Source organism: Alcanivorax sp. (assembly GCF_002726155.1).
Classification (GTDB): domain Bacteria; phylum Pseudomonadota; class Gammaproteobacteria; order Pseudomonadales; family Alcanivoracaceae; genus Alcanivorax.
In genome coordinates, this window is the sequence record NZ_PBSH01000019.1 from 31,481 (window position 1) to 48,651 (window position 17,171).

Here is a 17,171-nt window from a genome sequence, read left to right on the forward strand (position 1 = left end):
GCTTTCTTGTTTTCGCTAACCTGGTGTAAGGATCTGGTATGCGTTTTCGCAGACGACGTTCGCACGACACCGAGGTGGAACTGAACATCACTGCCTTTTTGAATTTGATGGTAGTGCTGATTCCCTTTCTGCTGATCAACGCGGTCTTCGCGCAGGTATCCATCCTGCAACTCGACCTGCCCGCGGTGAATGACAGCAGCACCCCCTCGGAAGACGACGAAAAAGACAAGCTGGTGCTTGAAGTGCTGATTTATGGCAACCGCTATGAAGTGGTCGACCGTAATACCAGTGCGGTACTCAAGATTGTGAAAAACGATGGCGAGAAGCCCAATAGCACCGGCCTGCACGATTACCTTGTGAAGGTAAAAGAAAAGTTTCCTCAGGAAACCGCTATTACCCTGCTGTGCGAGGATGACACCCCCTACGAGGTGATGATCCAGACTATGGACGCCGTGCGTCTGTACAACAGCGAGGTCAACGGCCAAACCATCAAGAAAGAGTTGTTCCCGAGCATCAGCATCGGTTCAGCCCCCAAGGATCAAAGCGCCGGCCAGGGAGGTGATGCATGAAGAAGTCATCCCGTGCTCGCCGCATGGCCCGACATCACGGCAAGCACAAGGCTGTTGCCACACTGAACCTGACATCCCTGATGGACATTTTCACCATCCTGCTGATCTTTCTGCTGGTGAATAACAACAATGCGGCCAAGCTGCCGGACAATCAGGATATCCAGTTACCGGAATCCATTGCCCAGGAGCTACCCACCGAGGTACTGACCATTCAGGTAAGCCCCGTGGACATCATTGTTGAAGGGCAAAAAATCGCCGATACCGAAACAGTCAGAAATCAGGAAGAGCGCACCGTGGCGGCGCTGGTGGAAGAATTGAATTTCCGTGCCTCGCAGGGTCTGGCGATCAGCCCGGACGAAGACCGGGAAATAATGATTCTTGCCGACCGCTCGGTGCCCTACTCGGTGATCAAGAAGTTGATGCGTAGCTGTATGGAAACCCCGTACACACAAGTCGCCTTCGCTGTGCTGAAAGTCGCAGAGGAGGAGGAAGAATGACGCAGAAAAACAATAACAAGCTGCGCATACTGATCGACGGCTCGCTGCCCTGGGACAAACAAGAGGGGGAAGACCGGCGCCTATACGGCATCGTGATCGTTCTACTGATTCTCTCTTTGCTGATCATGATCATGGTGAACGCGGTGACTATCGAGAAACCGGATCGTCGTGAGCAGCAGAAAATTCCGGAGCGCCTTGCGCAACTGGTCATGGAGAAGAAAAAAGAACCACCACCGCCGGAGCCCGAACCGGAACCCGAGCCGGAGGAGAAAAAGGAAGAACCCAAGAAAGAGGAACCCAAACCGGAGCCCAAGCCTGAGCCGAAACCCGAGCCCAAGCCCAAACCGGTACCGGAACCTCAGGAACGCCAGCAGGCCCGTGAAAAAGCACAGGCCAAACTGGAAGAAGACCTGGGCGATTCCCTGGCCGGGCTGGATGATATCGGTCCGCTGGTGAACTCCGGTAGCGACCTGAGAACCGGTGGCAGCACCACCGCCAAGGCCGAACGTGACCTGATCGGCACCCGTGCCGGCAGCGGTTCGGGGGGCGTGGCAGTGGCACGGGCCTCAAGCGGCGGCGGTGGCGGCGGGACCTTGTCTGCCGGCACCGTGGGCAGTGGCGGCAAACAGGTCGACAGCAAGATTGCCCAGGCCGGTGAAGCCGCCAGCACCTCGCGCAAAGGCAGCGATGGCAAGAGCCGTCGTACCCAGGAGCAGTTACGTCGCGTATTCGACCGCTATGCTGGCAAGTTCAACAGCCAGTACCAGCGCGCACTGCGCAGCAACCCTGCCCTGCAAGGGACCGTGGTGCTTGCTTTGACCATCGCCCCCAGTGGCGACGTGCTGGACGTGAAGATCAAGTCCAGTCAGCTGGGTGACGACAAGCTTGAACGACGGATCCTGCTGGTGGCCCGGAAGATGAACTTCGGCGCCATGAACGTGGAAACCTGGAAAGGCGATTACAAGCTGAACTTCTTCCCTAACTAAAACCAAGACGCGGCACGCAACACGCCGCAGGCAACATGAAAAAGGCGGAAATGGGCTAGCCCCCATTTCCGCCTTTTTTCTACCATTAGCCGTGTAGCTTGTTGTCGGCTTACGGCTTCGCCTAAGTCGACCTACATGATGAGCAAGCTGTTACTGAGTATCACCCTTTTCTGACAACGATAACTCTCTACTGCGCCAGTCGTGCTAACGCTTCACGCAGGGCATCAGGAATGGCTACAGGTCGCCCTGTTGTTCGATTCACGAACACGTGTACCACAAAGCCGGTGGCCTTGGCCGGGCCTTCACTGCCGAATAGAGCCAAGCCATAGCGCACAGAGCTGTTCCCCAGCTTGTCCACCTTCATCCCCACCACCAAAGATTCCGGATAGGCTGCCGCTTCCAAATAATCACAACCGGAGCTAACCACATAGGCGATGTGCTCCCCTTCGTGGATATCCAACCCGCCTTCGTCGACCAGGTAACGGTTGATGGTGGAGTCAAAATAGCTGTAATACACCACATTGTTGATGTGGCCGTAGATATCATTATCGCTCCAGCGACTATCCACCGGGCAAAGGTAACCGTACTCCTCACGCTGAGGACGGCCTGGTTTATCGCTCATTCGTGTATTCCCTGAAAGTAGCAACGCATGTCGCGTGTTGCGTCTCTTTAATTAATAAACTGCCTTGTAAATATTCAGGGCATCCGCCTCCGTCACTTCCCGGGGGTTATTCACCAGCAGCCGTTGCTGCAGCATGGCATCCGCGGCCAGCGTTTCCAGGCTGTCTTCGGTGACCCCGGCATCACGCAAGCGTACCGGCAGGCCCACCTCACGGATCAACGACTCCAGCGCAGCGATCAGCACGCCGGCGCCATCTTCATGGTCAGCAAAGGGACGGTCACTGAGAATCGGCGCCAGTTCAGCATAGAGCGGCGCTGCCTTGGGCAAATTGAAACGCAACACTTCCGGCAAAACCAAAGAATTGCTCAAGCCATGGGGGATGTGAAAATGCCCTCCCAGAGGGTAAGCCAGCGCGTGTACCGCCGCTACCGGGGCATTGGCAAAGGCTTGCCCCGCCATCATTGCACCCAGCAGGCAAGCTTCCCGGGCAAGCAGATTGCTGCCCTCCTTCACCGCCATGGCCAGGTTGCCCCCCAACAAGCGCAGCGCTTCACGGGCCAACATGTCGGAGTACGGGTTTTTCTTGTGGGCACTGGTGTAGGCCTCGATGGCATGCACCATGGCATCTACGCCAGTGGCGGCCGTGACATGAGGCGGCAACCCCAAGGTCAGCTCGGCGTCCAGCACAGCCAGGTCCGGCAACAACGACGGCGCGACCACACCCGCCTTGGTGGTCGCACCGGTGGTCACGATTGCCACCGGCGTCACCTCAGAGCCTGTACCCGCCGTAGTCGGCACCTGCACCAATGGCAGTCGCGGCCCCGTTGCCAGGCCAACGCCGTAAATATCGGACAACTGCTGACTGGCCTTGGGGTGCGACAACAAGGCAACCAGCTTGGCCACATCCATGGATGAGCCACCGCCAAAACCAATCACCAGATCCGCGCCAGCATCCTTGGCCTGCCCGGCGGCGTCCAGCACCACCGAATCGGCAGGGTCCGCACTGACCTGATCGAAAATCACCAGGGGCATATTGGCGCTGCGGAAACTCTCTTCCACTGGCCCCAGCAAGGGCGTGCTGCGAATACCGGGATCGGTGACCAGCATGACCCGGCTGGCGCCCAGCTGCTGGCACAGTTCAGGCAAACGGGTTGCGGCCCCCGCTTCCACCAACACTCGGTGCGTGGTGGCAAATTCAAACCCCACCATGGTGTCTCTCCATCGAAATTTGGAATGTGATTTTATGCTAGCACAGCTGACCATGGGCGGAGGTGCCAATCCCCACGGATTTCACGCCAAAAGTGTATCTGTTTATCAATAAAAAACGCGCCCGAAGGCGCGTTCTGAGTCGTCATGATGGGACCCGATCAACCAATGAAGTAGCTGCTCGCCTTGGCATTGATCTGGTCACTGACATACTTGGCCAGCGCCTGCACCGTCCACTGGGGTGCTGCGCTCATGGGCTCGGGAATCAGGCTGGCATCCGCCACGAACAGCCCCGCAGTCCCGTGGACCTCACCATTGGGCGCCACCACGGATGTATAGCTGTCAGCGCCCATGCGGCATGTACCGTGGGGACTGAAACTGTTGGAGCGAAAGGTGTACATACCCTTGATGCCATAATCCACTTGCGCCAGTTTTTCATCCAGGCTGAATACAGAGTCCACTTCCAGACTCTGGAAGGTCGGCATGAACACTTTCTCGGCGCCACCGGAAAAGAAGATCCGTGCGGCTAACGCCGCCGATGCTTTCATGTTCTCAAATTCTTCCCGGTTGGGGTTCCAATGAATGGTCTTACCGCCGGTATAGGCGTCGCCATCCCACTGCACATACCCCCGGCCCAGATCGGTGCTGAAAGCGTTCACCCCGGCGTAGTACTTGTAGTCCTTCATGAAATCGATATGCGCCTTACCGGCCTTCATATCGCCTTGCGCCATGAGTGATTCCGGCTCCGCCAGCCCCGAGAAAATGGTGTAGCCGTCCGTGCGGGTAAACTCATCCACCTGCACCCCGACCAGGGCTCCACGGAAGCCGTAGAGCGGTTCCTTGAATTTCCCCATCACCTGGGTGAACGGCTGGATGGACAAGTTACGACCCAGTTGCCCGCTGCGATCTGCAATGTCACTGCGCTGCATGATCAGCGGGCTGTGAATGGCCCCCGCCGCCAACACCACCAAATCCGCATCCACCTGCATATCTGCCACATGGGCGCCGCTATCCGGGTCAGTCACCCGGGCTTCCACCCCGCTAGCCCGGCCGTTGCGGGTACGCACTTTTACCACTTCCGTATCCGAGAAAATCCGTGCGCCATGCGCGGCCGCCCAGGGCAGATGGGTGACCAGGGAACTCATCTTCCGGTCCGACGGGCACCCTGCCAGGCAATGCCCGGTGAGCGCGCACTGCTTCACATTGCGCTGGGCAGGCTTCCAAGAGAACTGCATTTTCTCGCAGCCCTGAATCACTTTGTGGGCACAGGCATTGATTTCGTGGGCTTCGTTGATGTGAATCTGTAGCTGGTCGGCCACGGTATCCAGATAAGGGCGAAACTTTTCCGCAGACAAATTATCCAGCCCGTACTTGGCAGCCCAACCATCAAGCACATCATCGCCCGGCTCTTCCATCACGCAGGCACCAATCACCGTGGAGCCCCCCACGCAGGCGCCCTGCACAAAAATGATATCTGCAGTGGTATTCACCTGGCCTACCTGATCCTGATAAATCTTGGTCATGGTATCGCCAAGGTGCTCGGTAAAGGCCGAGCTGGGATAGTACCGCCCCGATTCCAGCACCAGCACATCCCGACCGGCCTTGGCCATTTCATAGGCCACCATGGCACCGGCGGCTCCGGAGCCCACCACCACCACATCGGTTTTCAGTGTGAATCGCTTACCCAGGCTGGCATCCAGTGCCACGTCTTTTGCCTGGGTAACAGGAACCCCGTCCCGGGCTACTCGTACAAACGCCATTATTATTCTCCGCCCTTACGCCCGTGGTAACGGGGCATTCCCCAATCGTCGTACACCCCACAACTCCGTCACCGGCCCGTGGTATTCCAGCCCCGGCCAGGTGCGCTCGTCACGCCAGTAGTTCAATGCCACCAAGGCTTTCAGCGTGGTCATCAGCCCGCGCTCAAAGAACGAGCCTTCCTGCATGGCATCCACATAAGCCAACGCCTTGTCATCGGGCAAACCGGTAAAGCGGCTGAATTTGAAACTGACCATGGGCCGGTTGTTGAACACCCAGATTCCCAGCCCCAGCAATTCGCGGGTCTGCGGCGGCATTCGCTGGGCCATGGCATCCACGTTTTTTATGGTGGGTACGACATCCGTACTGGAGGGCAACCCATAACGATCAGCGGGGATCATCACCTCGGTCAGGCGGGTGATCACCTCGACTTCGTCGTCATTGAGGCTGTGATATTCGAGGGTTTCCGGTGCCTCACGGCGGCCGAACAGACTGGAACAGCCCGTGGTAAAGGCGGCACCCGCCAGCACGCTGGTGCGCAGGAATCCGCGGCGGCTCAGTGGCTCCAGGCCACCCAGAAAGCCGGGCAGCGGCGCACGGTTATTATTCTTCATTGAGACCCTCTCCTGGGCAGGCCTGTTTTCTTTCAGGCCCTTGTTGTTATTGGTGGAGCGGTAGTTGCCATCGTTATTATTGGTTGAGTCTATAACAAACCGTTACAAACGCCAAAGCCCCCGGCGCAACCGGGGGTGGGCATTATGATCAAGGGGAAATACGCGATCGCGAAAGGCGGCACTGCGGGCATCCCTGCCTGCTGTTTTATGCCATTTGCCGGGCAATCCGGGTGGCCAGTGCATACACCGTAATCTGCGGATTGACGATAATGGAGGTGGGTAGCAAGCTGGCGTCTGCCACGTACAACCCGGGGACATCATGGCTCTGGCCATCGCTGCCGACCACACTGTTATCCGGGTCTGCCCCCATCCGGCAGGTGCCCTGGGGGTGATAACTGACCATACGCAGGTGCTGTGGCAGATTTTCCAGCGTATCGACCATCTCATCGATATCCGCCTCACTACGAATCACCCGGTTATCGCTGGCCGGCACATAGACTTCTTCAGCACCCGACGCCAGATGCAAACGAGCGGCGGCTTTCAGGGCACGCTGCATGGAGGGAAAATCCACGTCGCTGAGCTGATAGTTGATCTTCTTGCGCTCACCGTCCCATTCAATCGTACCCACATTGTGATCGTGGATCAGCGTAACCAGGCCACCCAGATACTTGGCATTGGCCATGTAATCCATGAACGGTTCACCGGTTCCCGGCTCCGCCGCCATGGTCAGCTCCACCAACCCGGCCCCGCCGTCCTCCAGCACAAAGCCTCCCTTATCCGGGTGCATGAACTCGTCCACGTACACACCGAGCATGGCGCCACGCCAGGGATAAACCGGCTCTGGGTAACGGGCAGGAACATATAACGACGGGTGACAGGCGAAGTTCTTTCCCACCTGCCCGGACCGGTTCCCCAGCCCGCTTTTCAACAGCAGCAGCGGGGTCTGCACCGCCCCTGCAGCGATAATCACCCGGGGTGCCGTTACCGTCATGCGCGCTGCAACAGAACCATCACGGTGGGTGACCGTCGCCTCCACACCACTGGCCTTACCGTTTTCGGTGAGGATTTTCTCCACGCGAGTATCCGCATAAATCTGCGCCCCGTGAGCCGCAGCCCAAGGTAAATAGGTCACCAGCATGGACTGCTTGCGCTCGGTCTTGCAGCCAGACAGGCAGTGCCCGGTCAGGCCACACTGGCGGATATTGCGCTGCAGCGGTTTCACCGACCAGCCCAGGCGGTTGGCGCCCGCGCGGATCAAACGACCGTGGCGGGGAATTTCATGCTCGCCGTTTTCATGAACAGCCAGATTTTTTTCCACTTCATCAAAGTATGGCGTCAGCTCTGCGGTGGTCAGCTCATCAAGACCAAAATCCCGCTGCCAGTCCTGCAGGATGAAATCCGGCGTCCGGAAACACACGCAGCCATTAACCACCGTTGAGCCGCCCACACAGGCGCCCTGCAACACCAGCAAATCGCCGCTGCTGTTAGTCTGGCCACCATGGTCCTGATACAGGGTATCCAGGCTTTCAGTGAAGCGTTCGGTGAAATCCTTTGACGGAACATAAGCACCGGCTTCCAGCACAACGACCTTGAAGCCGCGCCGTGCCAGCTCATAGGCGCTGACCGCGCCCCCTGCCCCGGAGCCCACGATCACCACATCAGCCTGAATTTCTATACGTTCGCCAACCACATCACTGGCCTGATGCACCGCGAGCCCTGTCGCTTGCCACCCGCCCGGATTCGCCGTTTTTGTCACTATTGTTTCACTCATGCCTGCTCCTCCGGCTGGTTGGCACGCAACGCATCATCCGCCGGCAACGGCGCATTACCGAGATAGGCAAGCCTCCACTTGTCGCTCACCGGGCCATCGAAATCCGTCGGCTCCCAGGTCGCTGGCTCCTGCCAATAGGCACTGTAGGTCAGTTGCTTGATCACCGTGGCCAGGGTGCGCTGAATCACGCTGGCGCGTCCCCAGCTATCAAAGTAGGCGCGTGCATCCACATCGGATAAATCCACAAAACGGCGCCCGTGACTGAGCACCGCCGCGTTGTCGAACAAGCCCAGCCCCGTGCCCATTTCCTTGCGCGTGGCCGGGTCCAGGTTATTCAGCAGCGCCTGAACATTACGCACCACCGGCACCTGGTCACTGGGAGTTAGCGCAGTCCCCTCCACCGGTAACAGTACCTGGCGGGCACGATCAAAAAGATGGTATTCCCCGGCAGACAGTCCCGTGGCCCACTCCGGTGCGGGCTGGTTATCCAACGGAGAGCGACGCAGGAAGGCAAAACCGCCGGCAGCCACGGCAGCGATGCCGGCGGAACCCAGCAGGCCCCATTTCAGAAAGCGCCGACGGGCCATGCCCTGCTGCCAGATTGCCGCCACATTGGGGGCGGAACGAGGGCTTTTCATGGTCTGTCCTCAACACAAACAAGTCAGTGATGAAGCTACTGAAAAGCCCCTATGAAAACAATGTGTTTACCTGCACAGCCCGGTTTGACCGCACAGTACAGCCCAGCATTGGCGCGGGCTTGGGAGGAAGCGTCAGGCTGGAGGTCGATCGTCGAGGGTCACTTTTGGCCCAACGGCCACCGGGTCCTGGTGGATAATTACGTCGGCCATCGGAAACGCCTGCTGGATACGCGTTTCAATCCGGCTGGCCAGATCATGGGCCTGCAACAATGTCAGGTTCTGGTCCATGTCCACGTGTAGCTGAATAAACTGGGTGCGCCCGGATTGACGCGTGCGCAAATCATGAAAGCCCAGTGCTTGTGGATGATCTGCCACAATTGCGGTGATGACTTCCCGCACCTCTCCAGGAATTTCCCGGTCCAGCAAGAGCTGCGCAGATTCATAAGCGATGTGCCAGGCACTGAACAGAATAAAGACCGCAATTACCAGGCCCACCACACCGTCCAGCCATAGATAGCCAAACTGGCTGAGCACCAACACGACGATAATGCCCACATTCACCGCCAGGTCCGACAGGTAGTGCAGCGAATCTGCCTCAATGGCAGTGGAACCGGTTTCCCGGACCACATATTTCTGGATCAACAACAAGCCGAATGTCAGCACGATGGAAAACACCATCACCGCCACACCGGCACCGTTTTCACTGATCGGCTGCGGGTCCATCAGCTTCATCACCGACTGGTGAATCAGGAATACCGACGAACCGGCAATGAACACTGCCTGCCCCAGACCGGCTAACGCCTCGGCCTTGCCATGCCCAAAGCGATGCTCTTCATCCGGGGGCACCAGGGAATAACGGATGGCGAAGAAGTTGATCAACGAGGCAATGGAATCCATCACCGAATCCACCAGTGACGCCAGCAGGCTAACAGACCCCGTCATCAACCAGGCTATGGCTTTTGCCGCAATCAGAATCAGTGCCGTCAGGACGGATGCCAACCCTGCCATCAGCAGCAGACGATGTTCACGGCGATCATCACGACGCATAAAGGTATTCCGTTCCAATCGGTTGAAGAAACGCGGAGCCGGGGAATCAGCGCTTGGGCAAATAGCCCATGGGGTCGACGGGTTTACCGTCTTTGCGGATTTCAAAATGCAGCTGCGTGCGGAAAGTCCCACTGGCGCCCATGGTGGCAACCTGCTGCCCCCCTTTCACTGCATCCCCTTCCTTGACCATCATCTTATCATTATGGGCATAGGCGCTTAACCAGCGTTCGCTGTGCTTGATAATCAGCAGATTACCGTAGCCTGTCAGGCCACTACCCCGGTAAACCACACGGCCCGGAGCCGCGGCCACTACCGGGCTGTTACGGCGCCCGGAAATGGCAATGCCCTTGCGCCCCTGGCTGGCGTTGGAAAACGATTCCACCACCTGGCCGCTGGCAGGCCAGCGCCATTCCACCGGGCCTACCGGCACTGCCGGCTTCGTGGCGGGTTTGGCAGCGGGTTTTGGCTTGGAAGCAGGTTTTGATACTGCCGGCTTGCTGGCCGGTTTGGAAGAAGAGGCCGCCGGTTTGCTCGCAACTACCGGGCTGGAGGTTTTGATGCCCAGTGAAATGCGTTGGCCGGGATAAATGGTGTACGGTGCCGGAATATTGTTGGCCCGGGCCAACGCCCGAAAATCCCAACCATAGCGCCAGGCAATGGAGTACAGGGTCTCCCCTTCCCGCACATGGTGAGTACCGGACGTGACCTTGCGTGGTTTGGGTTCCTGGCCATAAATATCCACCACCGGCGCAAAATTGCCGGCACTGCAGCCACTGACCAAAATCCAGACCATGAACGCTGCCAGTGCGCGCATCAGTGACTGTCGGTGCCTGTGTGAAGATTAACTGCCATCAACCACCCCGTTGCCAGGAAACCTGAATTCAAATTGCACAAACCTAATCTGTCCGGTTGGCCTCACGGAGCCAGCGTTCAGCCTTGCGGTGTCTGCGCAACATTATGCATGGGCGCGACCCGGTAAAGTAACCACACCAGCCCGGCAGCAATGACCACCATGGCCAAAGCCAATGGCAGCTGTGCGGACTGATCCGTGACCGCAGCATACTGTGACGGCCATAACCAGGTGTCACCAATTCCTTGCTCACCGCTCAACCGCCACGGCCATAGTTTCAGTAACGAACCGGCCATGAAGCCGGCAAGCAACGCCATGACGGTGTCATGGAAACGGTGCAACGTCCACTTGAGCACATGCACAAAGCTCAGCAGCCCCACTGCACATCCAGACAGAAACGCCAGCAGCAAACCAAACTCAGCCTGCTTCACAGCTTCCAGCACAGGCTGATACATGCCCAGTAAAAGAAGGATAAAACTGCCAGAAATGCCCGGCAGGATCATGGCGCAGATAGCCAGCATGCCACTGAAGAAAAACACCAGGGCACCGCTGCCCGCTGCCGACAGTGCTGGGGCCAGGCCAATGGCCACTGCTACACCAGTGCCAACCAGAAAGGCCCCTATCTGCACCGGACCACGCTGTTGCAAGGGTTTCAACACCAGAAGAATGCTGGCAAGAATCAGGCCACTAAAAAACGCCCATACCGGTACTGGATGAGTATCCAGTAACCAGGTAATTAATCGGGCCAGCACCGCAATGCTGGTGAAGATACCGGCCAGCAACGTGAACAAAAAGGTGAGGTTAGCTTGCTGCCAGGCGGCCACGAATCCCTGCTGGCGCCACACGATCAGCAAGCGCGGGGTGATGCCGCCCAGGGTATTGATCAGTTCTTCATAGATGCCCGTGATCAGGGCAAGGGTGCCACCAGAAACGCCGGGCACTACATCGGCAGCGCCCATGGCCATGCCGCGAAAAAAAATACCGGGTCGAATCATGTTTGCGCCTCACGCATCACGCTGCACGCAACAACGTGGATTGGGGTTATTTGTCTCGAACACCAGGAGTCGCGCTGCAGGCGACTGCGCGCGGCAAGCAGGGATTTATTCGTTAGTCCCCGCCTCTGATCGCGCCTTGAAACTCTCAACTTTTACCGCATCACCCCACGCTGGAATGGCACGAAGCGTACCGGGTCCAGCGTCTGGGTATGAAATTGATCACCCTCGCGATCAACCACGGTGAGAATCTGCTGGCGATCTCCGCCAACGGGCATCACCAGGCGACCGCCGTCAGCCAGTTGAGACAACAGATCGTCAGGAATATCCGCACGGGCACACGCGGCGAGAATGCCATCGAACGGCGCCTCAACTTTCCAGCCAAAGCCGCCATCCGCATGCTTGAGCTGCACCTTGGCCAGCCCCAGTTGCAACAGACGTTTACGGGCCTGGTCCTGCAGGGGGCGGATCCGCTCCACCGAATACAGCTCATCACAAAACGGTGCCAGCACCGAGGTTTGATAACCGCAACCGGTGCCGATTTCCAGCACCTTGCGGGGCTTCCCGTTGGCGATCAGCAGCTCAGTCATGCGAGCGACTACCCAGGGCTGGGAAATGGTTTGCCCATGACCAATCGGCAAGGCGGTATCGTCATAGGCCTGATGCGCCAGAGCTTCTTCAATAAACAGGTGTCGTGGTGTATTGCGGATGGCGTCCAGTACGCGCTCATCCTGAATGCCGGCATCACGCAGCCGCTGAACCAACCGATCCCGGGTCCGCGCAGACGTCATACCGATGCCGTTGAGTTGGATATCCATCTGTGTTCGTTTGCCTCAATGCGAGTCAATCAGCCGGTGAACTGATCAGCTCTGCCATTACTGTCGTGGCAAAAGCGCCTGTGGGCAGCGTAAACGCCAGCTCCAGGCAGTCTTCCCCTTCCCGTTCCGGATCTCTATGCCAGACCCATTGCAAGTCCCGTACCGGCAGCCGTGTGGCGCGGCGGGCTTCTTCTACCTTGATCTGGCGCAGCCCCTCAATTACTGGAGCATGGGGCGCCAGTATCTGCTGCTCCAGCGTATTACAGGGGCCAGATGATGCCATGCCGGCCAGGCCCGGCAAAGGGGCGGTGGGGTGCACCTCTCCGCTCGCGACCCGCTCCACTGCGTCGGGTTCATCATCGGCCAGGAATAATCCGCGACTGCCTTCAGGCTGCAAAATATCGCCGGCCAGCACCGTGTTCCAGCAACCTCGACGCACTCGCTCTGCCAATACCTGATTGAACAAATTGCTACGCACGGCGGACAACCACATGCCCCGCAGGGCTTTCTTGCGCGGCGCTTCGCCGCCCAATAACCATTCGGTCCCCCGCACCAGATTGCCAGCCCCTCGGCCAAAACGCTGCTCACCAAAATAATTCGGCACCCCGTGCATCATGATGGTGTGCAACTGGCTTTCCAGCGCGTCACGGTCCCCCTGGAAACCGGTAACACGCAACCGAAAGTCATTGGCGCGGTGGGTGCCACGGTTGAGTTTGCGGCGGTGCCGACCGGCTTGCAGCACCGTCAGCCCTTCGGGCCAGTCGAATTCGGGATCATCCTTGCCCGGCAAATGCAGGCTGAACCATTGCCGGGTCACCGCGTGTTTGTCTTTCAGGCCGCTGTAGCCCACTGACAAGCGGTGAACACGGGCCTGTTTGGCCAGCAGCATGGCCACGTCTTCAGTATTCCAACCGATTTTCTCAATTTCCAGCCAGAGGTGCTCGCCCTGCCCTTCCGGCGTCACGTGCATTTGTTCTGCAACGTGAAAATCGTCGGGTCGGGCCTTCAATAGCCCCTGACACACCGGACCACCGTGGGCGCATGGCAAGCCTTTCTCGGTCATTTCGGCCGGGAAACTCACTGGCTCTCCAGCAGCACCACGGCTTGCACCGCTATGCCTTCCTTGCGACCGGTAAAGCCCAGTTTTTCCGTGGTCGTCGCCTTGACCGACACCTGCCCCGGATCACACTGCAGCAATTCGGCGATGCGCTCACGCATAGCGGCAATGTGCGGCGCCAGCTTGGGCGCCTGGCAGATCACCGTGAGGTCTGCATTACCCAGCCGCCATCCAGCGTCCAGAATGGATGAATAGATGGCGGTCAGCAGCTGACCGGAATCCGCCCCTTGCCATTGCGGGTCGGTATCCGGGAAATAGTGCCCGATATCCCCCAGCGCCAGAGCACCGAGCAAGGCATCGGATAATGCATGCAACGCCACATCGCCATCGGAATGTGCCTTGAGCCCGTGGCTGTGAGGAATGACAACGCCCCCCAGCATGACATGGTCGCCTTCATCGAAAGCATGGACATCAAACCCCTGACCAATACGCACGCTCACCACTGCTCTCCTTCACTGCTGTCATCCCCTTGCTGCCGGCTCAGATAAAACCGGGCCAGCGGCAGGTCGTCGGGTACCGTTATCTTGATATTGTCACTGTGCCCTGCCACCAGACCTGGCTGCCAACCATCACGCTCCATGGCAGAGGCTTCATCGGTAATGTTGGCAAGATCGCCGTTGAGAGCGGCCAACAAAGCTTTCGCCGGAAAAAGCTGAGGGGTCAGGGCCCGCCAGATGCGCGTGCGATCCAGGGTGGCCGCAATATGCTGTTCGCCAGCGGCCTGCTTGATGGTATCCACCACCGGCAAGGCAAGAATGGCACCCTGGGGGCCGGTCTGATCCAGCAGGGTTTGAATATCCGAGAGCCGGATCAGTGGACGCGCCATATCGTGCACCAGCGCCCAGGCGTCGGCACCGCCCTCATCCAGCACCGCCGCAACCCCGTTGCGTACGGAGTCAGCCCGGGTGTCCCCACCGGCTACTGTCTGGACACGAGGGTGGCGGGATACCGCCAGCGTGGGCCACCAGGGATCGTCAGCGGACGCCGCCACCACCACTTTGTGGATCGGGGCGAACGATAACAATCGATTCAGGGTATGTTCGGCCAGGGTTTGACCGGCAAGGGAGAGATATTGTTTGGGAAAACCCGCGCCCATTCTGCTCCCCACTCCAGCAGCAGGAACCACGGCATACAGCGGGCCGGAAATCACAGGGTTCACTCGGTGCCCCGGGGCTGTTCAAGGATCAGGAAAAAGGTTTCTCCGTTACGAACCATGCCCAGGTCCTTGCGCGCGATTTCTTCCACGGCTTCCGTGCCCTGCTTCAGGTCCTTCACATCCGCGGCCATCAGTCGATTACGTTCTGCCAATTTGGCATTGCTTTCCTTCAACACGGCCACGTCCTTTTTCAGCGCGGCCACATGCCGGAGGCTGCCTTCACCAAACCACAAACGGACCTGCAGGCCCAGAAACAGCAACGCCAGCAACGCCAGAGCGATCTGTCGGGCGGGTGACAGCGTCATCCGCTCGGCATTGCCCTTGCTGTTGCCGGCGCTGGGTTTTGCCTTGGGGGCTGGCATCGCTTAGCCGAGCAGCTTGAACTCTTTACGACCGTGGTAAGCCGCACGGCCCAGTTCCTGCTCAATGCGAATCAGACGGTTGTACTTGGCAACACGGTCGGAGCGACACAGGGAGCCGGTTTTGATCTGACCCGCCGCCGTCGCCACCGCCAGATCAGCGATGGTTGTGTCTGCCGTTTCACCACTACGGTGAGAAATAACCGCGGTATAACCGGCATCCTTGGCCATCTTGATAGCGTCCAGGGTCTCGGTGAGAGAACCGATCTGGTTGAACTTGATCAGGATGGAGTTAGCCACCTTCTCGTCAATACCACGCTGGAGAATTTTGGTGTTGGTCACGAACAGGTCATCGCCCACCAGCTGAACTTTCTTGCCCAGTTTTTCGGTGAGGATTTCCCAGCCCTCCCAATCGGATTCATCCATGCCATCTTCGATAGAGATGATTGGGTAACGGTCACACAGCTCAGCCAGGTAATCGGCAAATTCTTCAGAGCTCATGCTGCGGTCTTCGCCAGCCAGCACGTACTTGCCGTCCTTGTAGAATTCGCTGGCGGCGCAATCCAGCGCCAGGGTCACGTCATCGCCCGCCTTGTAACCGGCAATCTCAATGGCTTCCATAATGGCTTCCAGTGCCGCCTCATTGCTGTGCAGGTTCGGCGCAAAGCCGCCCTCATCACCAACGGCGGTGTTCAGGCCACGCTTCTTCAGCACGCCTTTCAGCGCATGGAAAATTTCTGCTCCATAGCGAATCGCTTCCGCCACTGTGGGAGCGCCCACAGGCTGAATCATGAATTCCTGGATATCCACGTTGTTATCAGCGTGCTCACCACCGTTGATGATGTTCATCATCGGCACCGGCAAGGAATACTCGTTGTCATCATCCTGCAGGTCGGAAATATACTCGTACAAAGGCTTGCCCTGATCCGCCGCCGCCGCCTTGGCCGCTGCCAGAGACACAGCCAGGATCGCATTGGCACCCAGGTTCGCCTTGTTTTCGGTGCCATCGGCATCCAGCATGGCTTGGTCCAGCGCTTTCTGGTCACTGGCATCTTTGCCCACCAGCAGCTCACGGATGGCAGAGTTCACATTGCCCACCGCCTTGGTAACACCTTTGCCCAGGTAACGGGACTTGTCTCCGTCACGCAGCTCCAGCGCTTCGCGGGAACCGGTGGAGGCACCACTGGGGGCACAGGCACTGCCACTGGCACCGGATTCGAGAATCACATCGGCTTCGATGGTCGGGTTGCCACGGGAATCCAGAATTTCGCGGGCCTTGATATCAACGATCTTGGACATGTCGATCAATCTCCAAACTCTAATCAGTTATTTTCAAAGGCAGGCAGTGCCTTGACGGTATTATCCAGGGTTTGCATCTGTGCCAGGAATGGCTCCAGACGATCCAGTCTCAGGGCGCAAGGGCCATCGCATTTGGCATTATCCGGGTCCGGGTGGGCTTCCAGGAACAGCCCGGCGATGCCCTGACTGATTCCCGCGCGACCCAATTCTGCCACCTGGGCACGACGGCCGTCGGCGCTGTCAGCCCGGCCACCGGGTTTTTGCAAGGCGTGGGTGACGTCGAAAAACACCGGGTAGTTGAACTGCTTCATGATGCCGAAGCCGAGCATATCCACCACCAGGTTGTTGTAACCAAAGCTGGAACCGCGTTCGCAAAGAATCAGCTGATCGTTACCAGCATCCTCACATTTGTGCAGGATGTGCGACATTTCGTGGGGCGCCAGAAACTGGGGTTTCTTGATATTGATGACGGCCCCGGTTTTTGCCATGGCCACCACCAGATCCGTCTGCCGGGCCAAAAAGGCGGGCAGCTGGATGATATCCGCCACTTCCGCCACTGGAGCCGCCTGGAAGGGCTCGTGCACGTCGGTGATCACCGGGCAGTTGAAGGTCTTCTTCACTTCTTCAAAGATCTTCAGGCCTTCGTCCAGCCCGGGGCCCCGGTAGGAGCTCAATGAAGACCGGTTTGCCTTGTCGAAACTGGCCTTGAATACCCAGGGCATGTTCAGCTTGCTAGTCACTTCCGCATAGGCTTCGGCCACTTGCATGGCCATGTCCCGGGATTCCAGCACATTCATGCCGCCGAACAGCGCCATGGGCTTGTCGTTGGCGAATTCCAGCCCGTTCAGGGTAATGGTCTTCTGGTTACTCAC

The 17,171-nt window shown here is 58.4% G+C and carries 19 protein-coding genes; 3 read left to right on the forward strand and 16 right to left on the reverse strand.

From position 1 onward, the window contains the following. Positions 1 to 38 precede the first annotated feature (38 nt). The 3 genes from CL546_RS05775 to CL546_RS05785 are packed head-to-tail and all read left to right on the forward strand — an operon-like array spanning position 39 to position 2,052. Entirely contained in the window at positions 39 to 569 is a 531-nt protein-coding gene (locus tag CL546_RS05775) for an ExbD/TolR family protein (RefSeq protein ID WP_290493590.1), read from the forward strand. After that, positions 566 to 1,066 carry an ExbD/TolR family protein gene (locus CL546_RS05780; RefSeq protein ID WP_007149995.1) on the forward strand — a complete coding sequence of 167 codons (501 nt, stop codon included), beginning with the start codon at positions 566 to 568 and terminating at the stop codon, positions 1,064 to 1,066. The genes CL546_RS05775 and CL546_RS05780 overlap by 4 nt, the downstream gene beginning before the upstream one ends. Then, a complete protein-coding gene (locus CL546_RS05785; RefSeq protein WP_290493591.1) occupies positions 1,063 to 2,052 on the forward strand; it encodes a TonB family protein in 990 nt (329 codons plus the stop codon). Before CL546_RS05780 ends, CL546_RS05785 begins: the two co-directional genes overlap by 4 nt. A 187-nt stretch (positions 2,053 to 2,239) precedes the next feature. Here CL546_RS05785 and CL546_RS05790 read toward each other — a convergent pair whose 3' ends face one another. From CL546_RS05790 to kdsA, 16 genes are all read right to left on the reverse strand, one after another. Next, positions 2,240 to 2,674, reverse strand: a complete 435-nt coding sequence (locus CL546_RS05790) for an acyl-CoA thioesterase (protein WP_290493592.1) — start codon at positions 2,672 to 2,674, stop codon at positions 2,240 to 2,242. Positions 2,675 to 2,725: 51 nt separating this feature from the next. Further along, positions 2,726 to 3,883 (reverse strand): iron-containing alcohol dehydrogenase, encoded by a 1,158-nt coding sequence (locus tag CL546_RS05795; protein WP_290493593.1) that lies wholly within the window; start codon positions 3,881 to 3,883, stop codon positions 2,726 to 2,728. Positions 3,884 to 4,041: 158 nt separating this feature from the next. Further along, on the reverse strand, positions 4,042 to 5,640 hold the full coding sequence (locus CL546_RS05800; protein ID WP_290493594.1) for an FAD-dependent oxidoreductase: 1,599 nt from the start codon (positions 5,638 to 5,640) through the stop codon (positions 4,042 to 4,044). A 15-nt stretch (positions 5,641 to 5,655) separates the two neighbouring features. Continuing rightward, complete coding sequence (locus CL546_RS05805) at positions 5,656 to 6,252, reverse strand: transcriptional initiation protein Tat (protein WP_290493595.1); 597 nt, start codon at positions 6,250 to 6,252, stop codon at positions 5,656 to 5,658. 205 nt (positions 6,253 to 6,457) lie between these two features. Next, complete coding sequence (locus tag CL546_RS05810) at positions 6,458 to 8,023, reverse strand: FAD-dependent oxidoreductase (protein WP_290493596.1); 1,566 nt, start codon at positions 8,021 to 8,023, stop codon at positions 6,458 to 6,460. After that, on the reverse strand, positions 8,020 to 8,661 hold the full coding sequence (locus CL546_RS05815) for a hypothetical protein (RefSeq protein ID WP_290493597.1): 642 nt from the start codon (positions 8,659 to 8,661) through the stop codon (positions 8,020 to 8,022). Before CL546_RS05815 ends, CL546_RS05810 begins: the two co-directional genes overlap by 4 nt. 132 nt (positions 8,662 to 8,793) lie before the next feature. After that, entirely contained in the window at positions 8,794 to 9,708 is a 915-nt protein-coding gene (locus CL546_RS05820) for a cation diffusion facilitator family transporter (protein ID WP_290493598.1), read from the reverse strand. Between the two features lie 46 nt (positions 9,709 to 9,754). Next, positions 9,755 to 10,522, reverse strand: a complete 768-nt coding sequence (locus CL546_RS05825) for a peptidoglycan DD-metalloendopeptidase family protein (protein ID WP_290493599.1) — start codon at positions 10,520 to 10,522, stop codon at positions 9,755 to 9,757. A gap of 116 nt (positions 10,523 to 10,638) precedes the next feature. Continuing rightward, a complete protein-coding gene (locus CL546_RS05830) occupies positions 10,639 to 11,553 on the reverse strand; it encodes a DUF368 domain-containing protein (protein ID WP_290493600.1) in 915 nt (304 codons plus the stop codon). A 152-nt stretch (positions 11,554 to 11,705) separates the two neighbouring features. Then, positions 11,706 to 12,368 carry a protein-L-isoaspartate(D-aspartate) O-methyltransferase gene (locus CL546_RS05835; RefSeq protein WP_290493601.1) on the reverse strand — a complete coding sequence of 221 codons (663 nt, stop codon included), beginning with the start codon at positions 12,366 to 12,368 and terminating at the stop codon, positions 11,706 to 11,708. Positions 12,369 to 12,393: 25 nt separating this feature from the next. Further along, positions 12,394 to 13,449, reverse strand: a complete 1,056-nt coding sequence (truD, locus tag CL546_RS05840; protein ID WP_290493602.1) for a tRNA pseudouridine(13) synthase TruD — start codon at positions 13,447 to 13,449, stop codon at positions 12,394 to 12,396. After that, the gene (gene ispF, locus CL546_RS05845) at positions 13,446 to 13,928 is read right to left on the reverse strand and encodes a 2-C-methyl-D-erythritol 2,4-cyclodiphosphate synthase (RefSeq protein WP_290493603.1); all 483 of its coding nucleotides are present in this window, start codon (positions 13,926 to 13,928) and stop codon (positions 13,446 to 13,448) included. The genes truD and ispF overlap by 4 nt, the downstream gene beginning before the upstream one ends. Next, positions 13,922 to 14,644 carry a 2-C-methyl-D-erythritol 4-phosphate cytidylyltransferase gene (ispD, locus tag CL546_RS05850; protein WP_290493604.1) on the reverse strand — a complete coding sequence of 241 codons (723 nt, stop codon included), beginning with the start codon at positions 14,642 to 14,644 and terminating at the stop codon, positions 13,922 to 13,924. The genes ispF and ispD overlap by 7 nt, the downstream gene beginning before the upstream one ends. Then, entirely contained in the window at positions 14,641 to 15,003 is a 363-nt protein-coding gene (locus CL546_RS05855; protein ID WP_463671034.1) for an FtsB family cell division protein, read from the reverse strand. Before CL546_RS05855 ends, ispD begins: the two co-directional genes overlap by 4 nt. A gap of 3 nt (positions 15,004 to 15,006) precedes the next feature. Then, the gene (eno, locus tag CL546_RS05860) at positions 15,007 to 16,299 is read right to left on the reverse strand and encodes a phosphopyruvate hydratase (RefSeq protein WP_290493605.1); all 1,293 of its coding nucleotides are present in this window, start codon (positions 16,297 to 16,299) and stop codon (positions 15,007 to 15,009) included. Positions 16,300 to 16,322: 23 nt separating this feature from the next. After that, entirely contained in the window at positions 16,323 to 17,171 is an 849-nt protein-coding gene (gene kdsA / locus CL546_RS05865) for a 3-deoxy-8-phosphooctulonate synthase (protein ID WP_290493606.1), read from the reverse strand.

Bases quoted from the DNA above. Each gene is read 5' to 3' on its own strand.
- CL546_RS05810 (WP_290493596.1), bottom strand. From the start codon at position 8,023: ATGAGTGAAACAATAGTGACAAAAACGGCGAATCCGGGCGGGTGGCAA.
- eno (WP_290493605.1), bottom strand. From the start codon at position 16,299: ATGTCCAAGATCGTTGATATCAAGGCCCGCGAAATTCTGGATTCCCGT.
- CL546_RS05790 (WP_290493592.1), bottom strand. From the start codon at position 2,674: ATGAGCGATAAACCAGGCCGTCCTCAGCGTGAGGAGTACGGTTACCTT.
- CL546_RS05785 (WP_290493591.1), top strand. From the start codon at position 1,063: ATGACGCAGAAAAACAATAACAAGCTGCGCATACTGATCGACGGCTCG.
- CL546_RS05805 (WP_290493595.1), bottom strand. From the start codon at position 6,252: ATGAAGAATAATAACCGTGCGCCGCTGCCCGGCTTTCTGGGTGGCCTG.
- CL546_RS05835 (WP_290493601.1), bottom strand. From the start codon at position 12,368: ATGGATATCCAACTCAACGGCATCGGTATGACGTCTGCGCGGACCCGG.
- CL546_RS05775 (WP_290493590.1), top strand. From the start codon at position 39: ATGCGTTTTCGCAGACGACGTTCGCACGACACCGAGGTGGAACTGAAC.
- CL546_RS05800 (WP_290493594.1), bottom strand. From the start codon at position 5,640: ATGGCGTTTGTACGAGTAGCCCGGGACGGGGTTCCTGTTACCCAGGCA.
- CL546_RS05855 (WP_463671034.1), bottom strand. From the start codon at position 15,003: ATGCCAGCCCCCAAGGCAAAACCCAGCGCCGGCAACAGCAAGGGCAAT.
- CL546_RS05825 (WP_290493599.1), bottom strand. From the start codon at position 10,522: ATGCGCGCACTGGCAGCGTTCATGGTCTGGATTTTGGTCAGTGGCTGC.
- CL546_RS05795 (WP_290493593.1), bottom strand. From the start codon at position 3,883: ATGGTGGGGTTTGAATTTGCCACCACGCACCGAGTGTTGGTGGAAGCG.
- CL546_RS05815 (WP_290493597.1), bottom strand. From the start codon at position 8,661: ATGAAAAGCCCTCGTTCCGCCCCCAATGTGGCGGCAATCTGGCAGCAG.
- CL546_RS05830 (WP_290493600.1), bottom strand. From the start codon at position 11,553: ATGATTCGACCCGGTATTTTTTTTCGCGGCATGGCCATGGGCGCTGCC.
- CL546_RS05820 (WP_290493598.1), bottom strand. From the start codon at position 9,708: ATGCGTCGTGATGATCGCCGTGAACATCGTCTGCTGCTGATGGCAGGG.
- CL546_RS05780 (WP_007149995.1), top strand. From the start codon at position 566: ATGAAGAAGTCATCCCGTGCTCGCCGCATGGCCCGACATCACGGCAAG.